The sequence below is a fragment of the Virgibacillus ndiopensis genome (assembly GCF_900187325.1).
Classification (GTDB): Bacteria; Bacillota; Bacilli; order Bacillales; family Amphibacillaceae; genus Virgibacillus_E; species Virgibacillus_E ndiopensis.
In genome coordinates, this window is sequence record NZ_FZMZ01000005.1 from 440,222 (window position 1) to 460,845 (window position 20,624).

Below are 20,624 nucleotides of genomic sequence, written 5' to 3' on the forward strand. Positions count from 1 at the left end.
TTCAAACATATGTGTTCTTCAAAAAATTAATTCTCACCCACACGAGTATTTTGTCCGATTATGTAAAAATAAACCTAATTTTTTTGTTTATTATATGCCAAAATTTACATTGAATAATTTATTCAGTTGTACAATAAAGAATGAATGTTCCTACTATTAGTGAATGGTTAAATTCAAACGTTTTGTTATACATTACCTACATGATAGAATTTCTATATGATGTAACTATAAGGATGGATAATATGGTTTTGAAACAAGAGGAAATTAATCAATGGTTAGTAAAACAGCCATTATTAAATGAAATTATCGATTTAAAGCCTGTAGTTTGGTTAAACAGAGATAGGAAAAGTATGAACAAAATTCATATGCTGCCGTTACATATGCAGGATATGTTGGAAGCAGAACAACTATGGTATCGATTTGCACCATTTTTAGAAAACGTATTTCCCGAAACAATTAGTACAAAAGGAATAATTGAATCTCCTTTACGAAATATCCCGAATATAAAAAATGTCCTTGATAAACGTTTTTCGTATGAAGTAGGCGGTGAACTTTATTTAAAATGCGATAATGAATTACCTATAGCAGGTTCCATTAAAGCAAGAGGTGGAATTTATGAGGTATTTCATTATGCAGAGTCATTGGCAATAGAGGCAGGATTAATTCAGAAACAAGAAAAATACGAACTGTTTGCAACCGATAAATTTAGATCATTTTTTCAACAATTTTCAATAGGAGTCGGTTCAACAGGAAACTTGGGATTGAGTATTGGTATTATAAGTGCAACACTAGGGTTTAATGTAACTGTCTATATGTCTGCAGATGCAAAACAATGGAAAAAGGATTTACTTCGTGAAAAAGGTGTGACTGTACAAGAATTTGATGGCGATTTTAGTGAAGCGATATATGCAGGCAGAAAAAATACAATAGCTGATCCAAAGGGGTACTTCGTTGATGATGAAGATTCTAAACATCTATTCTTAGGATATAGTGTAGCAGCTCTACGCTTACAAAAACAATTAGAGGAGCAAAACATACAAGTAAATGAAAATTATCCATTATTTGTTTATCTCCCATGCGGTGTCGGTGGTTCTCCAGGGGGAATTACATTCGGTTTGAAACAAGTGTTTGGTGATCATGTCCATTGTTTCTTTGTTGAACCGACTCATTCCCCGTCAGTTTTAATTGGTTTACTTACTGGTGAAATGGAAAAGGTTAGTGTTCAAGATTTTGGTATAGATAATCGTACGGAAGCTGATGGATTAGCAGTTGGACGTCCGTCCCGTTATGCAACGGGATTTAGCAAACATTTAATAAGCGGAATATATACTGTACATGATGAACAGCTATTTAGATTACTTGCATTGCTTCATGATAACGAGAACATTTATGTAGAGCCATCCGCTACACCTGGTATTATGGGACCATGGAAAATTATGCAATCAGAATATCTGAAGCAAAATAATATAAACTCCAAAAATATAACCCACATTACTTGGGCTACTGGTGGATCACTTGTGCCAGAAGCGGAAATGAAACGATTTTATAAGAAGGGAAAGGGTTTAATATAAAATATAAAGCTCTTTTCGTATAGTTTGTTACAGAAAATGTGATGTAATTCAAAAAGGAAGGTGTGACCAGATTTGAAGGTTGTACAAAACATGACAGAATTAATAGGTAATACGCCAATTGTTCGTTTAAATAAATTAGTTCCCGAAGGTTCTGCAGATGTTTATGTGAAATTAGAATCACTAAATCCAAGCAAAAGTGTTAAAGATCGCGCAGCCTATAATATGATAAGGGTAGCAGAGGAAGAGGGTTATATTAAACCTGGGGATACGATCATTGAGCCTACCAGTGGAAATACAGGGATTGGACTTGCTATGAATGCAGCCGCAAAAGGGTACAGAGCCATACTAGTCATGCCGGATAATAGTACATTAGAAAGAAGAAATATTTTAAAGGCTTATGGAGCAAAAGTAGTACTAACACCAAGCTCAGATAAGATGCCTGGTGCAATTAAAAAGGCAATAGAACTGCAAAAAGAAATTCCAGGTAGTTTTATCCCTCAGCAATTTGAAAATTATGCTAATCCTGATATTCATAGGAGAACTACTGCACTTGAGATTTATGATCAAATGGACGGCAAACTGGATGCTTTTGTTTGTACAGCTGGAACTGGCGGTACCGTGACGGGGACCGGGGAATTGTTAAAGGAAAAAATCCCTGGACTACATATTACCGTCGCTGAACCAAAAGGGTCTCCTGTTTTATCGGGTGGAAAACCAGGTAAACATAAGTTGGTAGGGACAAGTCCGGGCTTTATTCCAGCAATTTTAAATACCACAATTTATGATGAAATAATGCAAATAGAGGATGCGGAAGCGGTGGATATGTTCAAAAAAATTCCTAGGGAAGAGGGCATATTTGTTGGGCTTTCAGGGGCAGCATCTATCTTTACTGCACTTAAGGTTGCCGAACGATTAGGGGAAGGTAAGCGCATCCTGTGTATTGCACCAGATACTGGCGAACGATATTTGAGTATGAATTTAATTGATGAGGAATAATCGTATAAAGCTTGGTCCGATAGTTTTGACTGGTTAACAAATAAGTAAAGTGGTAATCATTGTAATAGATATACAATGATTGGAGTTTTGTTAATCAATGAATATAGGCTATTTAACGATCGAAATAATAACAGGGTTTTTCTTGTTATTTTTACTCATCAAAGTACTTGGCAAAAAAATAATCGATCAAATTACACCATTCACATTTATAGGTGCTATTGTACTTGGGGAATTGTTAGGAAATGCTCTTTATGATGAGAAAGTTGGTGTAGGATATATTATTTTTTCAATGGTATTATGGTCAATGCTATTATTGTTTGTAGAGTTTTTAGGGCAAAAGTTTTTAAAAATACGAAAAATATTTGAAGGGAAGCCTTCTGTATTAATTCGGAATGGTATTATTAATAGGGATCAATTAAAGAAAAACAAAATGAATATTAATCAACTTCAAAGCCTCTTGCGGCAATCGGAAACGTTTTCGATTCGAGAGGTAGCATATTGTTATCTAGAAGCAAATGGTTCAATTAGTATTTTAAAAAAATCACCCAAACAGAAACTACAACAAGAGGATATAAATCTACCACCTCAATCTGTACACGTTCCAGTAACCCTTATTAGAGATGGAGAGTTACTTTCGGATGAATTAGTTGAGATAGACCGAAATGAAGAATGGTTAATGAACCAGCTTAAGGCGCAAGGAGTGGAGGATTGTCGGAATGTCTTTTTAGCCGAGTGGCTACATGATGATGGATTGTTTTTACAAACAATAGATCAAGTTTCCGAATAAAAATCTAATACTTTCAGGTTCTGTATACGTGTATGATACAGAACCTTTTGTTGTTATGCAGCCTTATTTTTATCATCATGATTTAAAATGTTGAAATACTCACGTTTAGTTTCCCAATAAAAGATTTGCGGTAATCCCCAATATATCCAATAATCGTGAACAAGGGAAGTACCTACAAACCATATCATCGTCCAATCAAGATGCTTCATAGCAGCCCTCCTCTTTAATATTAGTTATATTTCGAGTTATTCTTGTCTAAGAACCCCGTTTCACTTATTTGTTAAAAAGGTAATAAGGCTTCTGTCACGGTTAAACTTTCGGGTGCATATGCTACGTTAAAAGGTTTTAATGAGACAGGAGGAAAAATAATGTATTCAAATAACTATTATTATCCATACGTATATAGTCCTTATTATTTCCAGAATCCTCACGCTACTTATGATCGAAACTACCCTTACTACAACAATTATCTAGACCGTCAACAACCGGTTAGAGGTCAAGCAACCTGGACAGAGGGGGGACAGGTAACAAAATGTGGAATACCTTGGTCAAGTAACCAATATATGACTGTCGCTGTTGGGGAAAATTCACCCTATCAATGTGGTCAAACACTAAAAATAACAAATTTAACTACCCCAACTAGAGACATTTTAGTAACGGTTGTTGACCAGGTTCCAAGCTATCCAGCTAATAAAATTAATCTTCACCGAAAAGCTTTTGAGGCACTTGGTGCAAACACAAGCCAAGGTGTCATTAACGTAGAGATCAGCCCATCTCCTGAATTGGAACAAGAAAAGTGGGGGAAATATTTGTTAGAGGTTACACAAACGGCTTATCCTAATTATAATGTAACAGAATACAATAAAATAGGAGAAACCCAGTTATCCTCTAATCAAACACAGGAAACGTATGAATATGTTCTACAATCATCACAAGAAAGAATTAAAGTGCAAGGGACTGTTATCTATAATCCAAATACCGACCGTATTATTTCATTTGATATTAAGGAAGTGCCCATGTCCTAAGGAAAAGGACCTGTTGTTCAAGGGTCCTTTTCCTTATATTCAGCAGAATATCTCACATGCTATAATGTATTCATTCAACTGTAATTTGAATAAGGAGGTTTTGTATGAGAGATTTATTGTCACGATATAAACTATTTTTAATACTTAGTAGCGTTTTGATTGTAATTTTTATAACTGGTTGCGGAACAGAGTCAGAAAACGGACAAGCTCTGGAGCAAAACGAAGAAAAATCAGATGAAGGTGCTAGCGAAAAGTCTGAATACCCAACTGATGTGGATAAAAATCCACTTGTAACAATTAAAATGGAAAATAACGATGAAATCATGATTGAGCTTTATCCAAAAATCGCGCCAAATACAGTAGCTAATTTTGTATCATTTTGGTTGAGAAAGGATTTTATGATGGCCTAATATTCCATCGAGTTATTCCTGAATTTATGATACAAGGTGGAGATCCAAAAGGAAATGGGACAGGGGGACCTGGCTATTCTATTAAAGGTGAATTTGCTTCAAACGGTTTTGAAAATAATATAAAACATGAACGTGGTGTCATATCAATGGCACGGTCTAAAGAACCTGATTCAGCCGGATCTCAATTTTTTATAATGGTGGCAGATTCTACTTATCTTGATGGAGAGTATGCTGCATTTGGTAAAGTTACAAAAGGCATGAAGGTTGTAGATTCAATTGTTACTAGTGAGCGAGATGCCGCTGATAAACCATTGGAAGATCAACGACTGAAACATGTAAAAGTAGATACTAAGGGTTATGACTATCCGAAACCTAAAGTTCAAAAATAAAAATATATTTTATATAGGGTAGGAGTCAGCATTTTGAATGTTGGCTCTTTATTGTTATCATGATTGAACAATAATTAATGAATAATTGGATATTTATATATCCTTGAGGGGGACAGTTTTATGATGGCATTAAAAGAGTTTATTTCTAGTTTTTTACTAATCATCAGTTGGTTTTCATTTGCTATTAGTGCGTATTTACTTTATTGGACAATTGTAATGCCAATTCTTGCTATCATTCCTTTTCTTCTATCTTTAGTCTTTGGATTATTTTGTTTTTATTGCTCTAATAAATTGGGCAAAGGAAAAAAAGATTAATTACCTTAGTATTATTTGATAGAGGGAAATTATTATTAAATCAGTGAAAATTTTAAGTCTTGTGTCTTTATTTTAATAATATTTCTTGGAGGTTATATGACTGGAAAAGGAAGCTCAAACGAAGCTACACGAGAAATTAGAATTGGTTATGACAATTCAGTAAAAGCTGGAAAAATTGATATTAAAAAAATTATTACAGATATAGAAGACCAAGGTGTCGTCGATAACTTTATGGAGATATATCTAAATAAAAAACTAATTCCAGATACAAAATCAAGATATAGATAACCTAGATGTTTATATTTTAATAAAAAGTCCTAAACAATTTACTACCTTAATTGACTCCAGACTATGGTTCACAATTAAAGGTGCAGTTATTGGTATTCTTTCAGGAGAAACTTGGGACCAAGCTGATTACTTTAAAATCAATAAAGATGATGAGCACTACATTAAAGAAAATATAAATTATAGTTAAAAATTAATGAGCATTTCTCTGTAAAAAGGAATGCTTTTTTATTTGGGTAAATAAAAAAGTATTTAATATAACAATAATAATATAATCAAAAAGAATAATTATTTATTGTAAAACGATAAATTTTATATTAAAATTAAGTTAACAATAAATAAGTGAGGTGCTTTTTATGAAACGTGGAACAACACTCTTTTTAAAAATAGCTGTTATTTTTATTGGAATTCCGATACTTGCTTTATGTATATTTGTGGTTCCTGAGATAGCAAATTTTGCATCAGAAATTTTACCTAAAATAACGTATATAAAATATTTCGTTTTAGTCTATTTGTATGCAACAGCTATCCCTTTTTACTTTGCTTTGTATCAAGCTTTTAAACTTTTAAGCTATATTGATAAGAACAAAGCGTTCTCGGAATTATCTGTAAGAGCTTTAAAGAATATAAAATACTGCGCAATTACAATTAGTATTTTTCATGTGGTATTCATGCCACTTTTATATCTTATGGCGGAGATAGATGATGCCCCAGGTATTATAGTTATTGGAATGGTCATTATTTTTGCTTCAATGGTGATTGCAGTCTTTGCTGCTGTTCTACAGAAACTTTTAAAAGATGCGATTGATATAAAATCAGAAAATGATTTAACGGTCTGAGGTGAATAACATGGCGATTATAATCAATATTGATGTGATGTTGGCTAAAAGGAAAATGAGCGTAACAGAACTGTCTGAACGTGTAGGAATAACAATGGCTAACCTTTCTATATTGAAAAATGGAAAGGCAAAAGCGATTAGGTTTTCAACGTTAGAGGCGATTTGTAAGGCATTAGATTGTCAGCCTGGAGATATTTTAGAATATCGAAGTGATGAGGATACCCAAGATTAGTGAAAAGAAAAGAAAGTTATTCGGTGATGAACCTATGTACAGAACACAAAATCTATTAAGTTATTATACGAAGCAGGACTTAGGTATATTCAGAAAAAAACGTTGGAGGCACAAATCATGAGAGCACTAAAACAACTCGTTCGTTTTGGTTGGGAGCAAGCCCTATCCTGTTTGTTTCCTGTTGTTATTTTTGTCTCTTTAGCTATTACACAAATCATGCCACTTCCATTCCTACCGCGTTATGACTGGCTGCTCATCATCTGCCTTCTGATGCAGTGGTTGATGGTGCGTTTTGGGCTTGAAACACGGGATGAACTAAAGGTTATTACGTTATTTCACCTTATTGGACTTGCACTTGAACTTTTTAAGGTACATATGGGATCATGGTCATATCCAGAAGAAGGATATTCCAAAATTTTCGGTGTTCCTTTGTACAGCGGATTTATGTACGCAAGTGTAGCGAGTTATCTGTGCCAGGCGTGGAGGAGGTTAAAGGTTGAACTGGTTAAGTGGCCACCGTTTTGGGTAGTAGTCCCGCTTGCAGCTGCGATTTATTTGAATTTTTTTACCCACCATTATTGGATTGATGTTCGTTGGGGCTTATCTGGGCTTGTAATTATAGTCTTTTGGCAATCATGGGTCACATACGAAGTAAATGGAACTCGTTACCGTATGCCACTTGCACTTTCTTTTGTGCTCATCGGATTTTTCATATGGGTAGCCGAAAATATCGCAACGTTCTTTGGTGCTTGGGAATATCCAAACCAAACCGATGCATGGAGTCTCGTTCATCTAGGAAAAGTGAGCTCATGGCTCTTACTAGTGATTGTTAGCTTTCTTATAGTAGCAACGTTAAAGCAGGTTAAGGGGAAAAATTCCACGAGGATAGATACTAGTCCATCTTTATAACTGTTAAGAACACTTTATTTGGTCCTTTCGTAATTATGATAAATTGGGAAAAGCAATTACAAAACAACTAATAATCGATCGGTTTATCTAATGGAAAGGGGATCATTTGAAGAAAAGTTTGGACTTTTTTATAAAGAAGAGCTGTTAAACATTAATTAACTTCTCTAAACCATGTAAAACTGCGTGTTATATTAGAGAAATAAGATCGTAATAGGTGTCGTTTTTCGATCACATAATTCAGAAAATTATGATTATGGATGTGAGATATTTAGTTATGCAGCAAGGTATTGGAGAAAATTATAGTATAAAGGAGTGCGGAATATGGTGACACCGAAACATATAGTTTCAGCTGCTACGATTGTTTTAAACAATCAAAATGAAATTTTATTAATTAAAGGACCTAGAAGGGGATGGGAAATGCCGGGTGGGCAAGTTGAAGAAGGTGAATCATTAAAGGATGCGGCAATTAGAGAAACAATGGAAGAGTCAGGTATCGAGATTGAAGTTCAGAAGTTTTGTGGAGTTTTCCAAAATGTTAAAGGTTCAATTTGTAATACACTGTTTTTGTGCAAAGCAATAGGAGGAGAATTAACTACTAGTCCAGAAAGTTTAGAAGTAGGTTTCTTTCCTATTAATGAAGCTTTAAAAATGGTGAAATGGGGAAATTTCAAACAAAGAATTGAATATACCTTAAACAAAAGTCTTCACCCTTTTTATATTGAATTCTGAATTTAATTATAATGTTTTAGACAAAGGCGGTCTGTTTAAATACTTTTAAATGACAAACATTAATCGAATAGTAGGTGAGTAGTCAACTCCTACTATTCGATTTAAAAACTCATTTTTTACTGCTTATTTTAATTGGAGTATGCAATTGTTTTGGATTATGGAAAAGTTAAATTCAACGTAAAGGCCAGTTTATCTATTATTAGTTAGGATATCAAAGACGTTCGAAACAAAGATATCGTAGTTAATTGTCATGGCAATACGTGCACAATTAGGTCCATAACAATCTGTCGACCCTGGTCGGAAGTCAGCGATACTTTCACCATAAGCAAAATCACCTCTATGTTCTACCCTAACCTCTCGTTTTCTGTACTCATACAATCCGCTGATATCAAGTGCTGCCATTAAAGCGGCCAAATCGTGTAGTGGTGTTCCGGCAATACCTGGCTCTAATTGTTGATAGACTTCATAATAGAAATCTAAGATCGGTTTAATTATCTCTTCTAAAGGTGAATCTGAACGATTATCGATGAGATTGATAACTTCTGGAGTTAATATGGCCTCCCTTGTCACATCTAAAGGTACGATCGTCAGGTTAACAACATTTTGACAAACGTAATTTGCGGCAATCGGATCACCGTAAAAGTTCGCTTCCGCTACCGCGGTCTCATTACCAGGTTCGAGGAAAGCTCCCCCCATTAAAAAGGTTTCTTTTACATCTTCCATCACTTCAGGACTTAAATAATGGGCTATGGCCAGCGAAGTGCATCGTCCGACATTAACGATTATTACCTCATTAGGGTTGTTCTTGATCAATTTGAAAAGCTTACTGAAATTCGTCCGATTTTCATATCGTTCTTCTGGAATTGGCGGATCAATTGGACCCAGTCCTTCTATACCATGAATGTCAGGATAAAAGACTGGTTCTGCACCACTCAGTGGACGTGTAGCACCAGCAATGACAGGAATATCTGTACGGCCTGCTAGTTCCAATAAATACTCTGCATTTCTAAACGTTTTTTCCCGATCGACGTTACCGAAGCCACTGACTACACCAAGCAAATCTATCTCCGGATTTTTCAGCGCGTAGGTCAACGCAATAGAATCATCTATACCTGTATCGGCAAATAAGATAACTTTTTTCATTTTTTCACCTCTATTTACTTTATGAAAAAAATACAGGTGTGTTTGTATGTTTGTACGATGAAAGTCTTCTAAAAAGTTGATTGGGATTAGTGTATAATGCAAAATAGAAGTAGTGAGCTTTGTAAATAAATCTTAGAATCTAGCAATTTCCATGAAATAAAGAAAAAAGGCTTGCCAGCCCAATCAAAGAACTTTAACGTTAAAGGTATCTAATTAAAAATGGTGGAGATAATGAAAGATTTGGCCGCTTTAACCGATTTAAAGCATGCTTGCCAAGTGGGACATGGAAATGATTCAAGATAGATGATTTTTAAATTTTAAGTATACCCAAGATAATAGCAGGAAGAATTTATAAATGGCGATTTCTGACAATCAACTGATTAAAAATTGAAAAGGGGTGTTCCTTGATGACAAATAGAAAAATGAATCCTAAAGTTGATGAATTTTTAAGTAAAGCCAAAACATGGAACGAAGAATTTGAGAAGTTGAGAAATATCGTTCTCGACTGTGAGCTGATCGAAGAATTTAAGTGGATGCATCCTTGTTACACGTTTGAGAAGAAAAACATAGTTTTAATACACGGATTTAAAGAATATTGTGCACTTCTGTTTCACAAAGGTGCGTTGTTAAAGGATTCCCATGGGATTCTAATCCAACAAACGGAAAATGTACAGGCGGCGCGACAAATTCGGTTCACCAATATTCAAGAAATAGTTGAAATGGAAAACATATTGAAAGCCTATATTAAAGAAGCTATCAAAGTTGAAAAAGCCGGTTTAAAAGTAAATATTAAAAAGAATAGAGAGTTCACAATTCCCGAAGAACTTCAAAAGAGATTCGAGGAGACTCCTGCCTTCAAAACTGCTTTTGAAGCATTGACGCCAGGACGACAAAGAGAATATATTCTTTATTTTTCTAAAGCAAAAAAAGCCACAACTCGAGAGTCAAGGGTTGAAAAATATATGCAACGAATTTTCAGTGGAAAGGGATTAAAAGATTGCATTTGTGGATTATCACAAAAGTACCCTTACTGTGACGGCTCGCACAAATCTATTCAATAAAAAAATCAATATATCCTTGAAATATTGCTTAGTTTACTGGAGAGATACAAAATTATGCAAAGCGAAGTAGGTCAAAATATTAAACTAAACCAGTTTATCTACAAAAGCATAAATGCTTTTCAAGTTAACCCAAAAATAATTGAAAATTTAAAATATTAAGTTTACTGTAAAGGAAGAATTAAAATGCTACCGATTATTTTATCTATAGTACTAATAATTGCTCTTGTTTTATCCATATCTGTTGTGATTAAAAAAAGAAAAAAGGCTGGTATAAAAGGGATTAAATATTCTTTGACTTCAATTTGTTTGTATCTTATTGCTGTAATAAACCTTTTAGCTTATTGGCTTAACTTTATGGGGCTATTGAATTGGTCTATTACGGTTATTTTGTTAATAGGTGGTGCTTATTGTACAAAGTATATGACACTTTCAGAAAATTAATTTTAAGCTAAACAGTGCAAGAATTAAACAAAAAGATCGACATTTTCTATTTGATCTTTTTGTTTTGCTTGATAATTTCAGAAAATTTATACTATAAAAAACGAATCACTGAAATTATATGTTACTATTTACAAAAATAGATCTTGCTATGCAAACTACTGTACGATAATTAATCAAGAAATTAAAGATTATAAAAGGATGACTGAAGTTAAATTAAGGGGAATTAATAGCAACTGGAGGTGGTAAGAATGAAAGTCAAACGAATTGTTGCCAATGTAGAAACACAGGATATTACCAAAGCAAGGTACTTCTATGGAGAAGTACTTGGACTTGATCAATTAATGGACTTGGAGTTTATTGCAACTTATGGCTCGCATGAGAAAATGGACACTCAAATTAATTTCCTTTCAGAGGGTGGTTCCAGGACACCCGTACCTGATTTGTCAATTGAAGTAGATGATCTTGATAATGCATTAGATCGCATAAAAAAAGCAGGAATTCCGATTGAGTATGGGCCAGTCAAGGAACCATGGGGTGTGCGGCGTTTTTATGTTAAAGATCCGTTTGGGAAACTTATCAATATTTTAGTCCATCTATAAATAGTTGCGTTGACAGGTGCAATTCTGGAATAGGGGAAAGTTCCTTTATCTGGGGCTTTAACTTATGTTTATTATGTTAAAGAACAGGACTGTTTAATAAGATTATAAGAAATTGGGGTTATTTTTATGGCTAAAAAATACACCGTAGTTACATTAGAAGAACGTCCAGGTTTAGAGAGTGAATTAAATAAGTTACATAGTATAGGATGGATAAAATATATGAGAGAGGATCCAATAGCAGTAAAGTATTGGGATAAGTTACTTCATTGGTTTCCTGAATTTCAATTTATTCTCTTGAATGAGGAATCTAAACCTGTGGCTTGTGGAAACTCAATTCCTTTTGATTGGGACAGTAATGAAGATAACTTGCCAACAGGATGGGATGGAGTCTTTGAGAAAGGAATATTAGATTACGAAAATAATATACAACCTAATTCACTGTCAGCTTTAGCCATCGTCATTCATCCAGAATTTAGAGGTAAAGGTCTAAGTGAGAAAATGGTTAAAGAAATGAAAGATATAGCTATAAAAAGTAATTTAAGAAATATGGTAGCTCCTGTTCGTCCTTCGTTAAAATTTAAATACCCACTTATTCCAATGGAAGAATACATCAAGTGGCTAAGGGACGATGGAACCCCATTTGACCCTTGGATTAGAACACATTTTATGACCGGTGCTTCTATAATTAAGGTGGCAGAAAAATCTATGGTAATTCCAGCCTCTGTTAATGAGTGGGAAAAGTGGACTGACATGAAGTTACTCTCTTCAGGAAGCTATGTCATAAACGAGGGATTAGTGCCATTAGAGATAGATAAGACAGCTAATAAGGGTGTATACATTGAACCTAATGTATGGATGAGGCATCATTATATAAAAGAATAATTTTTACGTTAGTGGATTTTAGATATTCAAATAAGCAGGGCATTTCTTGAATAATGTAGAATCGACAATTTCTATTCATATAGCAATTTAGTAAAAACAAACAGCATCTGTTTTACGTTTTATAGAAAGTCATAGAAGGGAGGAGTTTAGATGTCAAACCATAAAAATGAGGAAATGCTAACAGGCGGGAATGTCTCTAACGTTTATCGTTTGGGGGATACTGTACGACGAGAATTAAATCCAGGCATATTAAAATTCATAAACTATTAACGTATTTGGAGAATAAAGCACGGTAAGTCCGAATATACCTGTGGGTGGACACCCAATAGAACAAGGTGATTATCTTATTGATACTATTGCAATTAATGAAATTGCTGACTCAATCCTTAAATGGATTAGTTTTCGAAATCCTGGTGCCATTATATATGGTGCACCTAGGTTGGGAAAATCATATGCTATTAAATATCTCAAAAGAGTTTTTGATATTAAATATGAAAATCAATGGATTACTTTTGTTGTGAGAACTCGAAAGATGAAAACACCAAATGAAAGTCGTTTTTTTGAATTCTTGCTCATAGATGTGGGGCACGAGTTGTTCGATAAGGGGAAGGCGAATGCAAAAAGAGAAGACTTGTTAATTTTTTTCTAGAAAAAGGAGATGGTTCAGTTAGAAACCAGGTAGTATTATTTGTTGATGATGCCCAACGTTTAACATCAATAGAATTTGAGTGGTTAATGGATATCTTTTACGAATTGGATAGTTATGGAATTACCCTAACGACCATTTTAGTAGGTCAAAAAGAACTCAGTCATAAAAGAAATATTTATCTGACTACAGATAAGCAAATTATCGGTAGATTTATGATTCAAGAGAACAAGTTTTATGGATTGCGGGAAAAAGAGGAATTAGCCTATTTATTAACCTCTTATGATCTGATTTCAGAATACCCAGTTAACAGTGGTTGGTCGTATACACGCTACTTCTTTCCGATTGGATATGAACAAGGATATCGCTTAGAAAATGAAACGGATGAAATATGGCAATCCTTCCAATTGGTAAGGTCAGAAGCTGGCATTAAAAGATCTGCAGAAATACCAATGCATTATATGATTGCCATTATTAATTACGTGTTAAAGAAATATGGAGCAAATGAAGAGAATGTGGAATGGCCGACTACTAGCATGTGGAGAGAGGCTATGATTAAGTCTGGCTATGTAAATGCAGAGGTGATTCAATCATCAAGCGAATAAGATGTTATTCCAAAATAGACAAACTCAATATTACACTTATACTTGGAACAAAGAATGGATAACAGAATATGAGTCGCCATGGAGCATATTAAAAAAGTTTCAATACGCCAATTGTTTAAGCACTAACAATATATATGATATCTTGGGGAAAAAATTTATCGTGATCTATATACTTTGTCAGGGTTTGACGACCATTTATTAGAAAAGTCGTTACAATTTCCTTTAAAAAAAGAAAACAATGCATTTCTAATTGATATTCTAGAACTATTGATGGATAGTAAAGAATTAAAACAGGGATATTTACGTCTTCATTTTATGCGTGATTTTTTTACTTTTTGTCCTGTATGTATATCTGTCTTAAATTCAGGACCAATAGACAGAAAAAAATGGTCATCATATGGTACATGTCAATTCCTATAGAAAGGGGGCAAGTCAAGCTCAACGAGTGGAATTTTATACCTTTTCATTTAAAATCTATAAATCCATTGCTCGTCACCTAAAGAAAACATTATTAAAAAATCATATCACTTGTATGGCCCGACTAAAGAGAAAAGCTCCAGATAAAGAAATGTGTCCATATGCTTATGCATTTGTTAACTGGAGAAAGAATCTTGAAGGGTTAAACCACTACTCAGATTCTGAAAACGGTTTAAAATATAAAAGACACAGTGAGCCCATGCTGGAATTTACATTAAAACAAAATAATATAACTTTGAAAGATTTGATTGAGGATATTAAAGTTACTTTCCCAAAAACAGCCAGAAATCATCAATTAATATGGGTAATAAATAAAATAATCCCTATTTTAATTCTTAACCATTTTTATAATTTGTTGGATATATCAAAAGAATTTGCTAGCAATAATCTAATTACTCACTATACACCATTTGGTTATGAATGTATGCCATATTTTGTTATGGAATTTAGCAAAAAAGAAGGGGAGGAGATAAAATTAAGCTATAGGATCCTATATATATAAATTCAGGTCAAAAGCTTGCTAATTTAATCTGTCCATTTTCCTCCATGACTTAAAATTCCTTGAGATGAACTTTACTATCACGAAGTTTTAAAGGTTGAAACGATAAGTTATATATCTTTGTTTCAGTGATTTTCACTTCTATTGGGTAACAGCCCAATTTGCTGGGGTATTCGGTGAAAATTTAGGTTTAATTATCGTTCTTAGCTTTATAGATATAATGACAAAGTTAATTGGTGCATCACTTGAGGCAAAATTTTTTGGATTATAATTGGAATAGATCATTGGGAATTGGGGCTGCAATAGGATCGTGGGGAGAAGTGACATTGATAATTGCAACATTAGGTCTTGAAACTCATTTGCTACCTCAAGATATATTTGCTGTCAATATCATTATATGTCTGGTTATAACTATTGTTACTCCACCAATGATGAAGTGGTTTTTAATTAGTAATGAACTACCAATCAGAATCTGTCGAAGATATGTAGAACACACTAAAGATATATTTAGTCCATATTCGAAACGATGTTAAGGAGTGAAATTTATGATTCAAATGATTCGGTCATATGCAGGGTAAGTTTATATATGACTTTTCCTGCTTCCGTTATTTCATCTTTGCTGGAATTGAGTATTTTGGATTCAAATTCCTTTTTATTACTTGCATTATTATTATAACTTTTTGACAGTAAAGTACTGTAATTTACCTTTATTAATCCACATGGTATGACTATAGTTACTATAATCTTCATAGTACACTGAAACCCATTCAACTGTGTCAACTGATAATTCGGTAAGAAAATGTTCTAATTCGCTATCACTTAATTGAACAAATCCATGTGTGTCTATGAAAAATAAATTTACATCGTTCAATGCTCACACGTCCTTTATTCAAATATATTTTGATAATTATATATAAATCTAATCGAGTAGAAGAAGGTAGCTAACCTCCGGTTAGTTTCTTAAATTCTTTCCACAGTATTATTCATAACCTTCTTCGAACCCTGCTATCTTATTTTTTGCCGCTGACTTCATTCAGATTCTAGGCCATCCTAATCACCCTTGTCTTAGGGTAATCACTAAATCACTACTAGTGCCTTCACAATTCGGAACTTGAACCCTAATGAATGTACACATTCCTGACATACATATAATATTTATTATAGAATGGTAAATCTGTAAAAATATTATTCGTGAAATCATATAAATATCGCTATTGAAAATTTAAACTAATAATTCCAATGATATAGCAACAACCCACTGAATGTTGGGATTGTATATACATATTATTTGGTTTTAATCTTTTTACATTAAAAAAATTAAATAGGGGGGTAAACCGAATTAATAGTAGTTTAATAGAAGATTACTTTCGATAATCCTATACTTAAAAATATAAGCGCATCCAAAAATCAAGATTTCTTGGAGCAATTGTAGCATATGATGAAAATTAAAAAATTGTTACTTTTATAAGGAGAGTAAATAAAATCGCTTATACTTTTCAACATATGGATAATATGGATGTAAGGAAGCCTTTTTTATTAGTATTTAATTACTCCAATCTAAAGTGCTTTTCCAACCCTAAAGTAGTTAACATCACAGTGATACTTCAAAAATAGGCACGATATAGGAGATATCGGTCTTATTTATGTTGAATTTTGGGCAGCATATTTTTTCAAGTTTAAAGCTCTTGCCAATTGATCTTAGGTATTTACTTAGTTATAAATTTGTTGATGGTGGACGTAAACAAACACTAAAAAAAGTGAAATTGATAAAGAAGAATATTTAAGGAGCCCGGATTTAATCCACCCGCAATTACTGGGTGAATTTTCTTTGTTTACATGACTATATATGGTTAAACCTATCCACCAGGGTAAATGGGATATAATATACCGTCCAATTCAAATAATGTTCTTGAGTTTCCTCAGATACGACCAAAACTAACACATCTGATCGTTCGAAGCGTCTAATAGCCACTCGACCCATTTAATTAAATCGGAAAATGCGGCTTTTATATAATTTCAATACAATAGACTTCAATTATCATATTAAATAGAGGCAATAGAATGATATTTGGGTTTGCTTGAAACGACTTACAAGACCAAACCTAAAATCCCAAAATTGACCAACTTACAAAATAGGAAGGAACGCAATTTATATGAAAGATTATTGATTCAGTTCCTTATATTACAGATAAAGCAAACCAAAGTTATAACCGTAAAGTAAGAAGCACTGCCTTCGCTAATGGCAAAGAGAGCGAATCAACTTCTTCAAAAACAATTGTTAAATGGATAATAGAAGGAAGAGGAAGGGGAGAAAGGGTTAATTACATATTTTGGTTAACAATTCTAGATGTAGCTTCTGAGGGTCAAGACATGGAAAACAAATAGAATTCATCATGTTTTACTATTGTTTTTCCCAAAGGATGTAAAGGATACTGCTCTCTAATATCTGTAACAACGTCTGACCATTCCAATTCATAAAGATAATGTAATTCAAATTTTGACATCTGTAGCGCTTGAATGTGATAATAGGCTCGGTTTTAAAGAGGTACGTGCCTAATAAAACCAAAAAAGTTACTATAAAACTGCTTTTCGATGCAAATGGTAAGGATCGTGATTGCTGTGACTTTTCCTCACAGGAAGAAGCTAAAGCTTTTTTGAAGCTGCTGGAGGACCAGAAAATGACCTTCACAGATTTGACCGTGAAGGTGACGGTCAAATCTGTGAAGGAACCTAAATTTGATCTGTTAATCGAGTAGTTAAATCAATTATTTCGCTAAATATTGCCTCTCTAGTTTTTTTAGATAAATCTGGATTTTGAAATAGGGAGATCAAGCCATGGATTTCCTTAATCAACATTTCATCAGATCCTTTAGGAAATTCCTCGTTATTCGGAAAATGTACTATATTATTACACATCTGCTTTCCTCCATGCTGCGAATTAATCTTCTGCGGAAACCTGGATGGACTGCTATATCATCCCACCTATTCCTTTTCTGTAAATCATCATTCTCTGATGCCGTACAAGCCTAGCATGTTCAATTTGGTTCTCTGTTATCACATTAATTTTTGTTATTCGTAACAAAATCGCTTATTAAATTTGGTACCCTATCATCATCTACATGACCAAAACTATTCTCTGGTACAATAGATTTTGTCATAGAAATCAAATCTCCTTTGGTTTTAGTTTCAGGAACGGAAGAGGGGGGTCCCAATAAAGTAAAAATAGTGAATTCATTATATCTTGGTTATAAGTTCGATAAAGATCGACCAGTTATAAATTAGGGATACGTCTCTTCCTTCAAACCAAGTCTTATTGTTCGATCCCCAGCCTTTTGGCACTTTGCTCAACCATCAATGGGATCACCTTTCGAATATCTACAAATTCGTATCCAAACGAATTTGCTTTTGAATTCGATAGTTTCCAAGTATAGGGAAATATGGCATAGGGCGACAATTTTGCATCGTCATGACTGGATTGACCTACATGAAACCGGGGGGAAACACCTAAAAATTTTCCAATTTCACGACTAAGTTCCTGGATACTAAGGTATCCGCTATTTCCAGCATTAATCGGACCCTGATAACCAGACTTCACACCCATCATTCTGAGGAAGTCCGCAATATCCCATGCTGTCACATAGGTAATAGGGTGTTCTGTCTCAAAAACCCCAATGGATTTCCCATTTGCCACATGTCCAACATAGAAATCAAATCGGCCTGTAAAGTCATCGTTTCCCGATACCACCATCGCCACACGAACAGCTACCACTGGAAATGCACCATGCTGAAAAAAATAAGCCTCCGCCTGGCGTTTTCCTTCATCATAGGCATAATCGTCAGCATCCAGATTAACTTTGTAGTTTTCCGGGATAAAATCGCTTTCCACTATTTCAGTTTCTTTATGACCGTACACTGCCATACTTGACGTAAAGACATAACGTTTTATACGGTTGCCAAATGTTTCAACAGCGATTTTGGCTTCTCTTGGATTAAAACAAATTTGATCATAGACCACGTCAAAGTACCGGTTTTCAAAAGCACGATTCATTGAACCCTGATCCGTACGATCAATTTTAATTCTTTTTACCTTTTCCCCAAAGTCATCTGAAGTTTGACCACGAGTAGCAATGGTTATATCATGTCCATCTTGAAGTAATAACTCAACTAAGCGTCGACCAAAAAACCTTGTACCGCCCATAACAAGAATTTTCATAAAAGCCCTTCTTTCATTTTTCAAATTTGGATAAAATGAATACTGCCTTTTTGTAAGTCATTGATAGACATATTCATGCCCCTTTTTAAGCAAATCCTAAATGTTAAGCTTTAAGGTTCTTTTTGATATGTTGAACAATTTTTCGTAGCTCTGTTGTCGTTGGTCTGCCAAATGGGCTTGTTTGCTTTTGTTGATAAAGCAAACTGCCCTCCTCATCTGTTAGGAAGTATGCAGGTTCGCCGTGAGAACCGTGGTCCTCATAGGGATCATTTTCATTATGGTAAAAGACATCATAAGCTTTTAATACGTTTAAATCCTGATCAGACAGAACTGGGAATGTAAAATTATGTTTTTCAACCATTTGGTTCAAATTATCAAGGTTGTCTGTAGAAACTACTGTAAAATACACTTCTTTATCTTCAAAGTAACTTTTGTTTTTTTCTAGTTCTTTAAGATCTTCGACACATACAGGACACCAAGAACCTCTAAAATAGATGACTAGGTGCCAGCCTTTATTATCATTACGAAAAGACTCGAAATCATATTGGTAACCAGACGTAGAGAGGAGTTCAAAGTTAGGAACTTTATCTCCTAGATTAAATCTATTCACAAATAGACCTCCTAAAGTAATATTTGAAATTAAGTTATTTTTAGTATAAAGATATTAATTAAACTACTATGGGCGAATCCCTATAATGCATTTTTTCAAAGCTTCTTCAATTGATCAATGATTTCCTCCAGTTCCACTCGATCCTAAGCAAAGGTATATATATGCCCTGCGGACAGATCCAGCGATTTGTTTTGTTGAACTCTTTGAGAGCAAACCCTAGATTATTATTAAAGGTATCCTGAAGATAAGTGGCAGTTCAAACAGAATTTTGTAGTTTCCGACAACGCTACCATTCGAATCGCTCAGTACCTAGAAGGTTATTTCCTCCCTCTCCTATTGGAACACAGAATTATCAGGACTTTGGGGAGTGTGGTAGCAATCAATTGAGCACCAAGCCTCTGAGCCTCTGAAACAGTGGTAAAGATTGTTGACAAGTCCGGTGCTTTCAATTGCAGAATGGACATCAACTACCTCGATAGAAGGTCAAGACAACCGGACCATTCTCAAGCTCTTCATACAGAGACACTTTTTGACAAAGTGGCTTCGTTAATGTAAAATTTGGAGCTTTTTCCCCTCCCTCAATATGTCCCAAAATTTGCAATTGCACATCCTTAGGTACGTTGGTGGCAAACGTTTAACCACTCTTAAATCAATTACTCTTTTCATAACATCGTTTCACCTTTTTTATGTTTTTTGGAGTGTTAACTCCATTTTAATAGACCGATCATAACAATGTTTTTTTGGAGTGTCAACTCCATTTTATGAAGAAGATAATCTATCGTGGCCAAGTGTTCAACTCCCGGTTCACCAAGTTCATGCGCTACTCGTATCACTTAGATACTTCTGCACAAACTCTACCTTCCTTCCTGAATTTCGGATATCTGTAGTCTGACTCCACGATTTACAATGTGGCCCACAAGAACTTTTATCTACTGAAGAAAGGGATAAAAGTATAGACAAA

The 20,624-nt window shown here is 34.2% G+C and carries 22 protein-coding genes and 2 pseudogenes; 18 read left to right on the top strand and 6 right to left on the bottom strand.

Annotated elements, in window-relative coordinates:
• Positions 1-242 precede the first annotated feature (242 nt).
• The 3 genes from CS937_RS09480 (at position 243) to CS937_RS09490 (ending at position 3,354) form a co-directional block, all read left to right on the top strand.
• Positions 243-1,571 (top strand): D-serine ammonia-lyase, encoded by a 1,329-nt coding sequence (locus CS937_RS09480; protein WP_099158226.1) that lies wholly within the window; start codon positions 243-245, stop codon positions 1,569-1,571.
• 90 nt (positions 1,572-1,661) lie between these two features.
• Positions 1,662-2,567 carry a cysteine synthase A gene (gene cysK, locus CS937_RS09485; RefSeq protein WP_425445463.1) on the top strand — a complete coding sequence of 302 codons (906 nt, stop codon included), beginning with the start codon at positions 1,662-1,664 and terminating at the stop codon, positions 2,565-2,567.
• Between the two features lie 97 nt (positions 2,568-2,664).
• Positions 2,665-3,354 carry a DUF421 domain-containing protein gene (locus tag CS937_RS09490; protein WP_099158228.1) on the top strand — a complete coding sequence of 230 codons (690 nt, stop codon included), beginning with the start codon at positions 2,665-2,667 and terminating at the stop codon, positions 3,352-3,354.
• A gap of 53 nt (positions 3,355-3,407) precedes the next feature.
• On the opposite strand, the gene CS937_RS19445 is transcribed toward CS937_RS09490, so the two are convergent.
• Positions 3,408-3,563, bottom strand: a complete 156-nt coding sequence (locus CS937_RS19445) for a hypothetical protein (protein WP_176555804.1) — start codon at positions 3,561-3,563, stop codon at positions 3,408-3,410.
• A 159-nt stretch (positions 3,564-3,722) separates the two neighbouring features.
• Here CS937_RS19445 and CS937_RS09495 point away from each other — a divergent pair, with 159 nt between their 5' ends.
• From CS937_RS09495 to CS937_RS09530, 8 genes and pseudogenes are all read left to right on the top strand, one after another.
• A complete protein-coding gene (locus CS937_RS09495; RefSeq protein WP_099158229.1) occupies positions 3,723-4,379 on the top strand; it encodes a DUF3889 domain-containing protein in 657 nt (218 codons plus the stop codon).
• A 104-nt stretch (positions 4,380-4,483) separates the two neighbouring features.
• A pseudogene (locus tag CS937_RS09500) lies at positions 4,484-5,178 on the top strand (peptidylprolyl isomerase).
• 120 nt (positions 5,179-5,298) lie between these two features.
• Entirely contained in the window at positions 5,299-5,493 is a 195-nt protein-coding gene (locus tag CS937_RS09505; RefSeq protein WP_099158230.1) for a hypothetical protein, read from the top strand.
• Between the two features lie 96 nt (positions 5,494-5,589).
• Positions 5,590-5,781: a hypothetical protein gene (locus CS937_RS09510; RefSeq protein ID WP_099158231.1), complete on the top strand. Its 192-nt coding sequence runs from the start codon at positions 5,590-5,592 to the stop codon at positions 5,779-5,781.
• Positions 5,782-6,134: 353 nt separating this feature from the next.
• A complete protein-coding gene (locus CS937_RS09515; protein WP_099158232.1) occupies positions 6,135-6,617 on the top strand; it encodes a DUF2975 domain-containing protein in 483 nt (160 codons plus the stop codon).
• A gap of 10 nt (positions 6,618-6,627) precedes the next feature.
• Positions 6,628-6,849 (top strand): helix-turn-helix domain-containing protein, encoded by a 222-nt coding sequence (locus CS937_RS09520; RefSeq protein ID WP_099158233.1) that lies wholly within the window; start codon positions 6,628-6,630, stop codon positions 6,847-6,849.
• A gap of 117 nt (positions 6,850-6,966) precedes the next feature.
• The gene (locus CS937_RS09525; RefSeq protein ID WP_099158234.1) at positions 6,967-7,758 is read left to right on the top strand and encodes a DUF817 domain-containing protein; all 792 of its coding nucleotides are present in this window, start codon (positions 6,967-6,969) and stop codon (positions 7,756-7,758) included.
• 321 nt (positions 7,759-8,079) lie between these two features.
• Positions 8,080-8,487, top strand: coding sequence for an NUDIX hydrolase (locus tag CS937_RS09530; RefSeq protein ID WP_099158235.1), 408 nt, complete (start codon positions 8,080-8,082; stop codon positions 8,485-8,487).
• A 189-nt stretch (positions 8,488-8,676) separates the two neighbouring features.
• Here CS937_RS09530 and CS937_RS09535 read toward each other — a convergent pair whose 3' ends face one another.
• Entirely contained in the window at positions 8,677-9,630 is a 954-nt protein-coding gene (locus tag CS937_RS09535) for a nucleoside hydrolase (protein WP_099158236.1), read from the bottom strand.
• A gap of 407 nt (positions 9,631-10,037) precedes the next feature.
• Here CS937_RS09535 and CS937_RS09540 point away from each other — a divergent pair, with 407 nt between their 5' ends.
• The 7 genes and pseudogenes from CS937_RS09540 to CS937_RS09575 all read left to right on the top strand — a co-directional run bounded on the left by CS937_RS09540 (position 10,038) and on the right by CS937_RS09575 (position 14,843).
• The gene (locus tag CS937_RS09540) at positions 10,038-10,691 is read left to right on the top strand and encodes a DUF1801 domain-containing protein (RefSeq protein ID WP_099158237.1); all 654 of its coding nucleotides are present in this window, start codon (positions 10,038-10,040) and stop codon (positions 10,689-10,691) included.
• A gap of 183 nt (positions 10,692-10,874) precedes the next feature.
• A complete protein-coding gene (locus CS937_RS09545; protein ID WP_099158238.1) occupies positions 10,875-11,132 on the top strand; it encodes a hypothetical protein in 258 nt (85 codons plus the stop codon).
• 248 nt (positions 11,133-11,380) lie between these two features.
• Positions 11,381-11,731: a VOC family protein gene (locus tag CS937_RS09550; RefSeq protein ID WP_099158239.1), complete on the top strand. Its 351-nt coding sequence runs from the start codon at positions 11,381-11,383 to the stop codon at positions 11,729-11,731.
• A gap of 126 nt (positions 11,732-11,857) precedes the next feature.
• Positions 11,858-12,613: a GNAT family N-acetyltransferase gene (locus CS937_RS09555; protein WP_099158240.1), complete on the top strand. Its 756-nt coding sequence runs from the start codon at positions 11,858-11,860 to the stop codon at positions 12,611-12,613.
• Positions 12,614-12,763: 150 nt separating this feature from the next.
• Positions 12,764-12,900 (top strand): annotated as a pseudogene (locus tag CS937_RS09560) (aminoglycoside phosphotransferase); the annotation flags it as partial.
• Positions 12,901-13,348: 448 nt separating this feature from the next.
• Complete coding sequence (locus CS937_RS09570; RefSeq protein WP_099158242.1) at positions 13,349-13,864, top strand: hypothetical protein; 516 nt, start codon at positions 13,349-13,351, stop codon at positions 13,862-13,864.
• A gap of 397 nt (positions 13,865-14,261) precedes the next feature.
• Positions 14,262-14,843 (top strand): hypothetical protein, encoded by a 582-nt coding sequence (locus CS937_RS09575; RefSeq protein WP_099158243.1) that lies wholly within the window; start codon positions 14,262-14,264, stop codon positions 14,841-14,843.
• 667 nt (positions 14,844-15,510) lie between these two features.
• On the opposite strand, the gene CS937_RS09585 is transcribed toward CS937_RS09575, so the two are convergent.
• The 4 genes from CS937_RS09585 to CS937_RS09605 all read right to left on the bottom strand — a co-directional run bounded on the left by CS937_RS09585 (position 15,511) and on the right by CS937_RS09605 (position 19,663).
• Positions 15,511-15,711 (bottom strand): hypothetical protein, encoded by a 201-nt coding sequence (locus CS937_RS09585; protein ID WP_099158245.1) that lies wholly within the window; start codon positions 15,709-15,711, stop codon positions 15,511-15,513.
• 1,859 nt (positions 15,712-17,570) lie between these two features.
• On the bottom strand, positions 17,571-17,756 hold the full coding sequence (locus CS937_RS09595; protein ID WP_099158247.1) for a hypothetical protein: 186 nt from the start codon (positions 17,754-17,756) through the stop codon (positions 17,571-17,573).
• A 394-nt stretch (positions 17,757-18,150) separates the two neighbouring features.
• The gene (locus CS937_RS09600) at positions 18,151-19,053 is read right to left on the bottom strand and encodes an NAD-dependent epimerase/dehydratase family protein (protein ID WP_099158248.1); all 903 of its coding nucleotides are present in this window, start codon (positions 19,051-19,053) and stop codon (positions 18,151-18,153) included.
• A 103-nt stretch (positions 19,054-19,156) separates the two neighbouring features.
• Entirely contained in the window at positions 19,157-19,663 is a 507-nt protein-coding gene (locus CS937_RS09605; RefSeq protein WP_099158249.1) for a peroxiredoxin family protein, read from the bottom strand.
• Between the last annotated feature and the right edge of the window lie 961 nt (positions 19,664-20,624).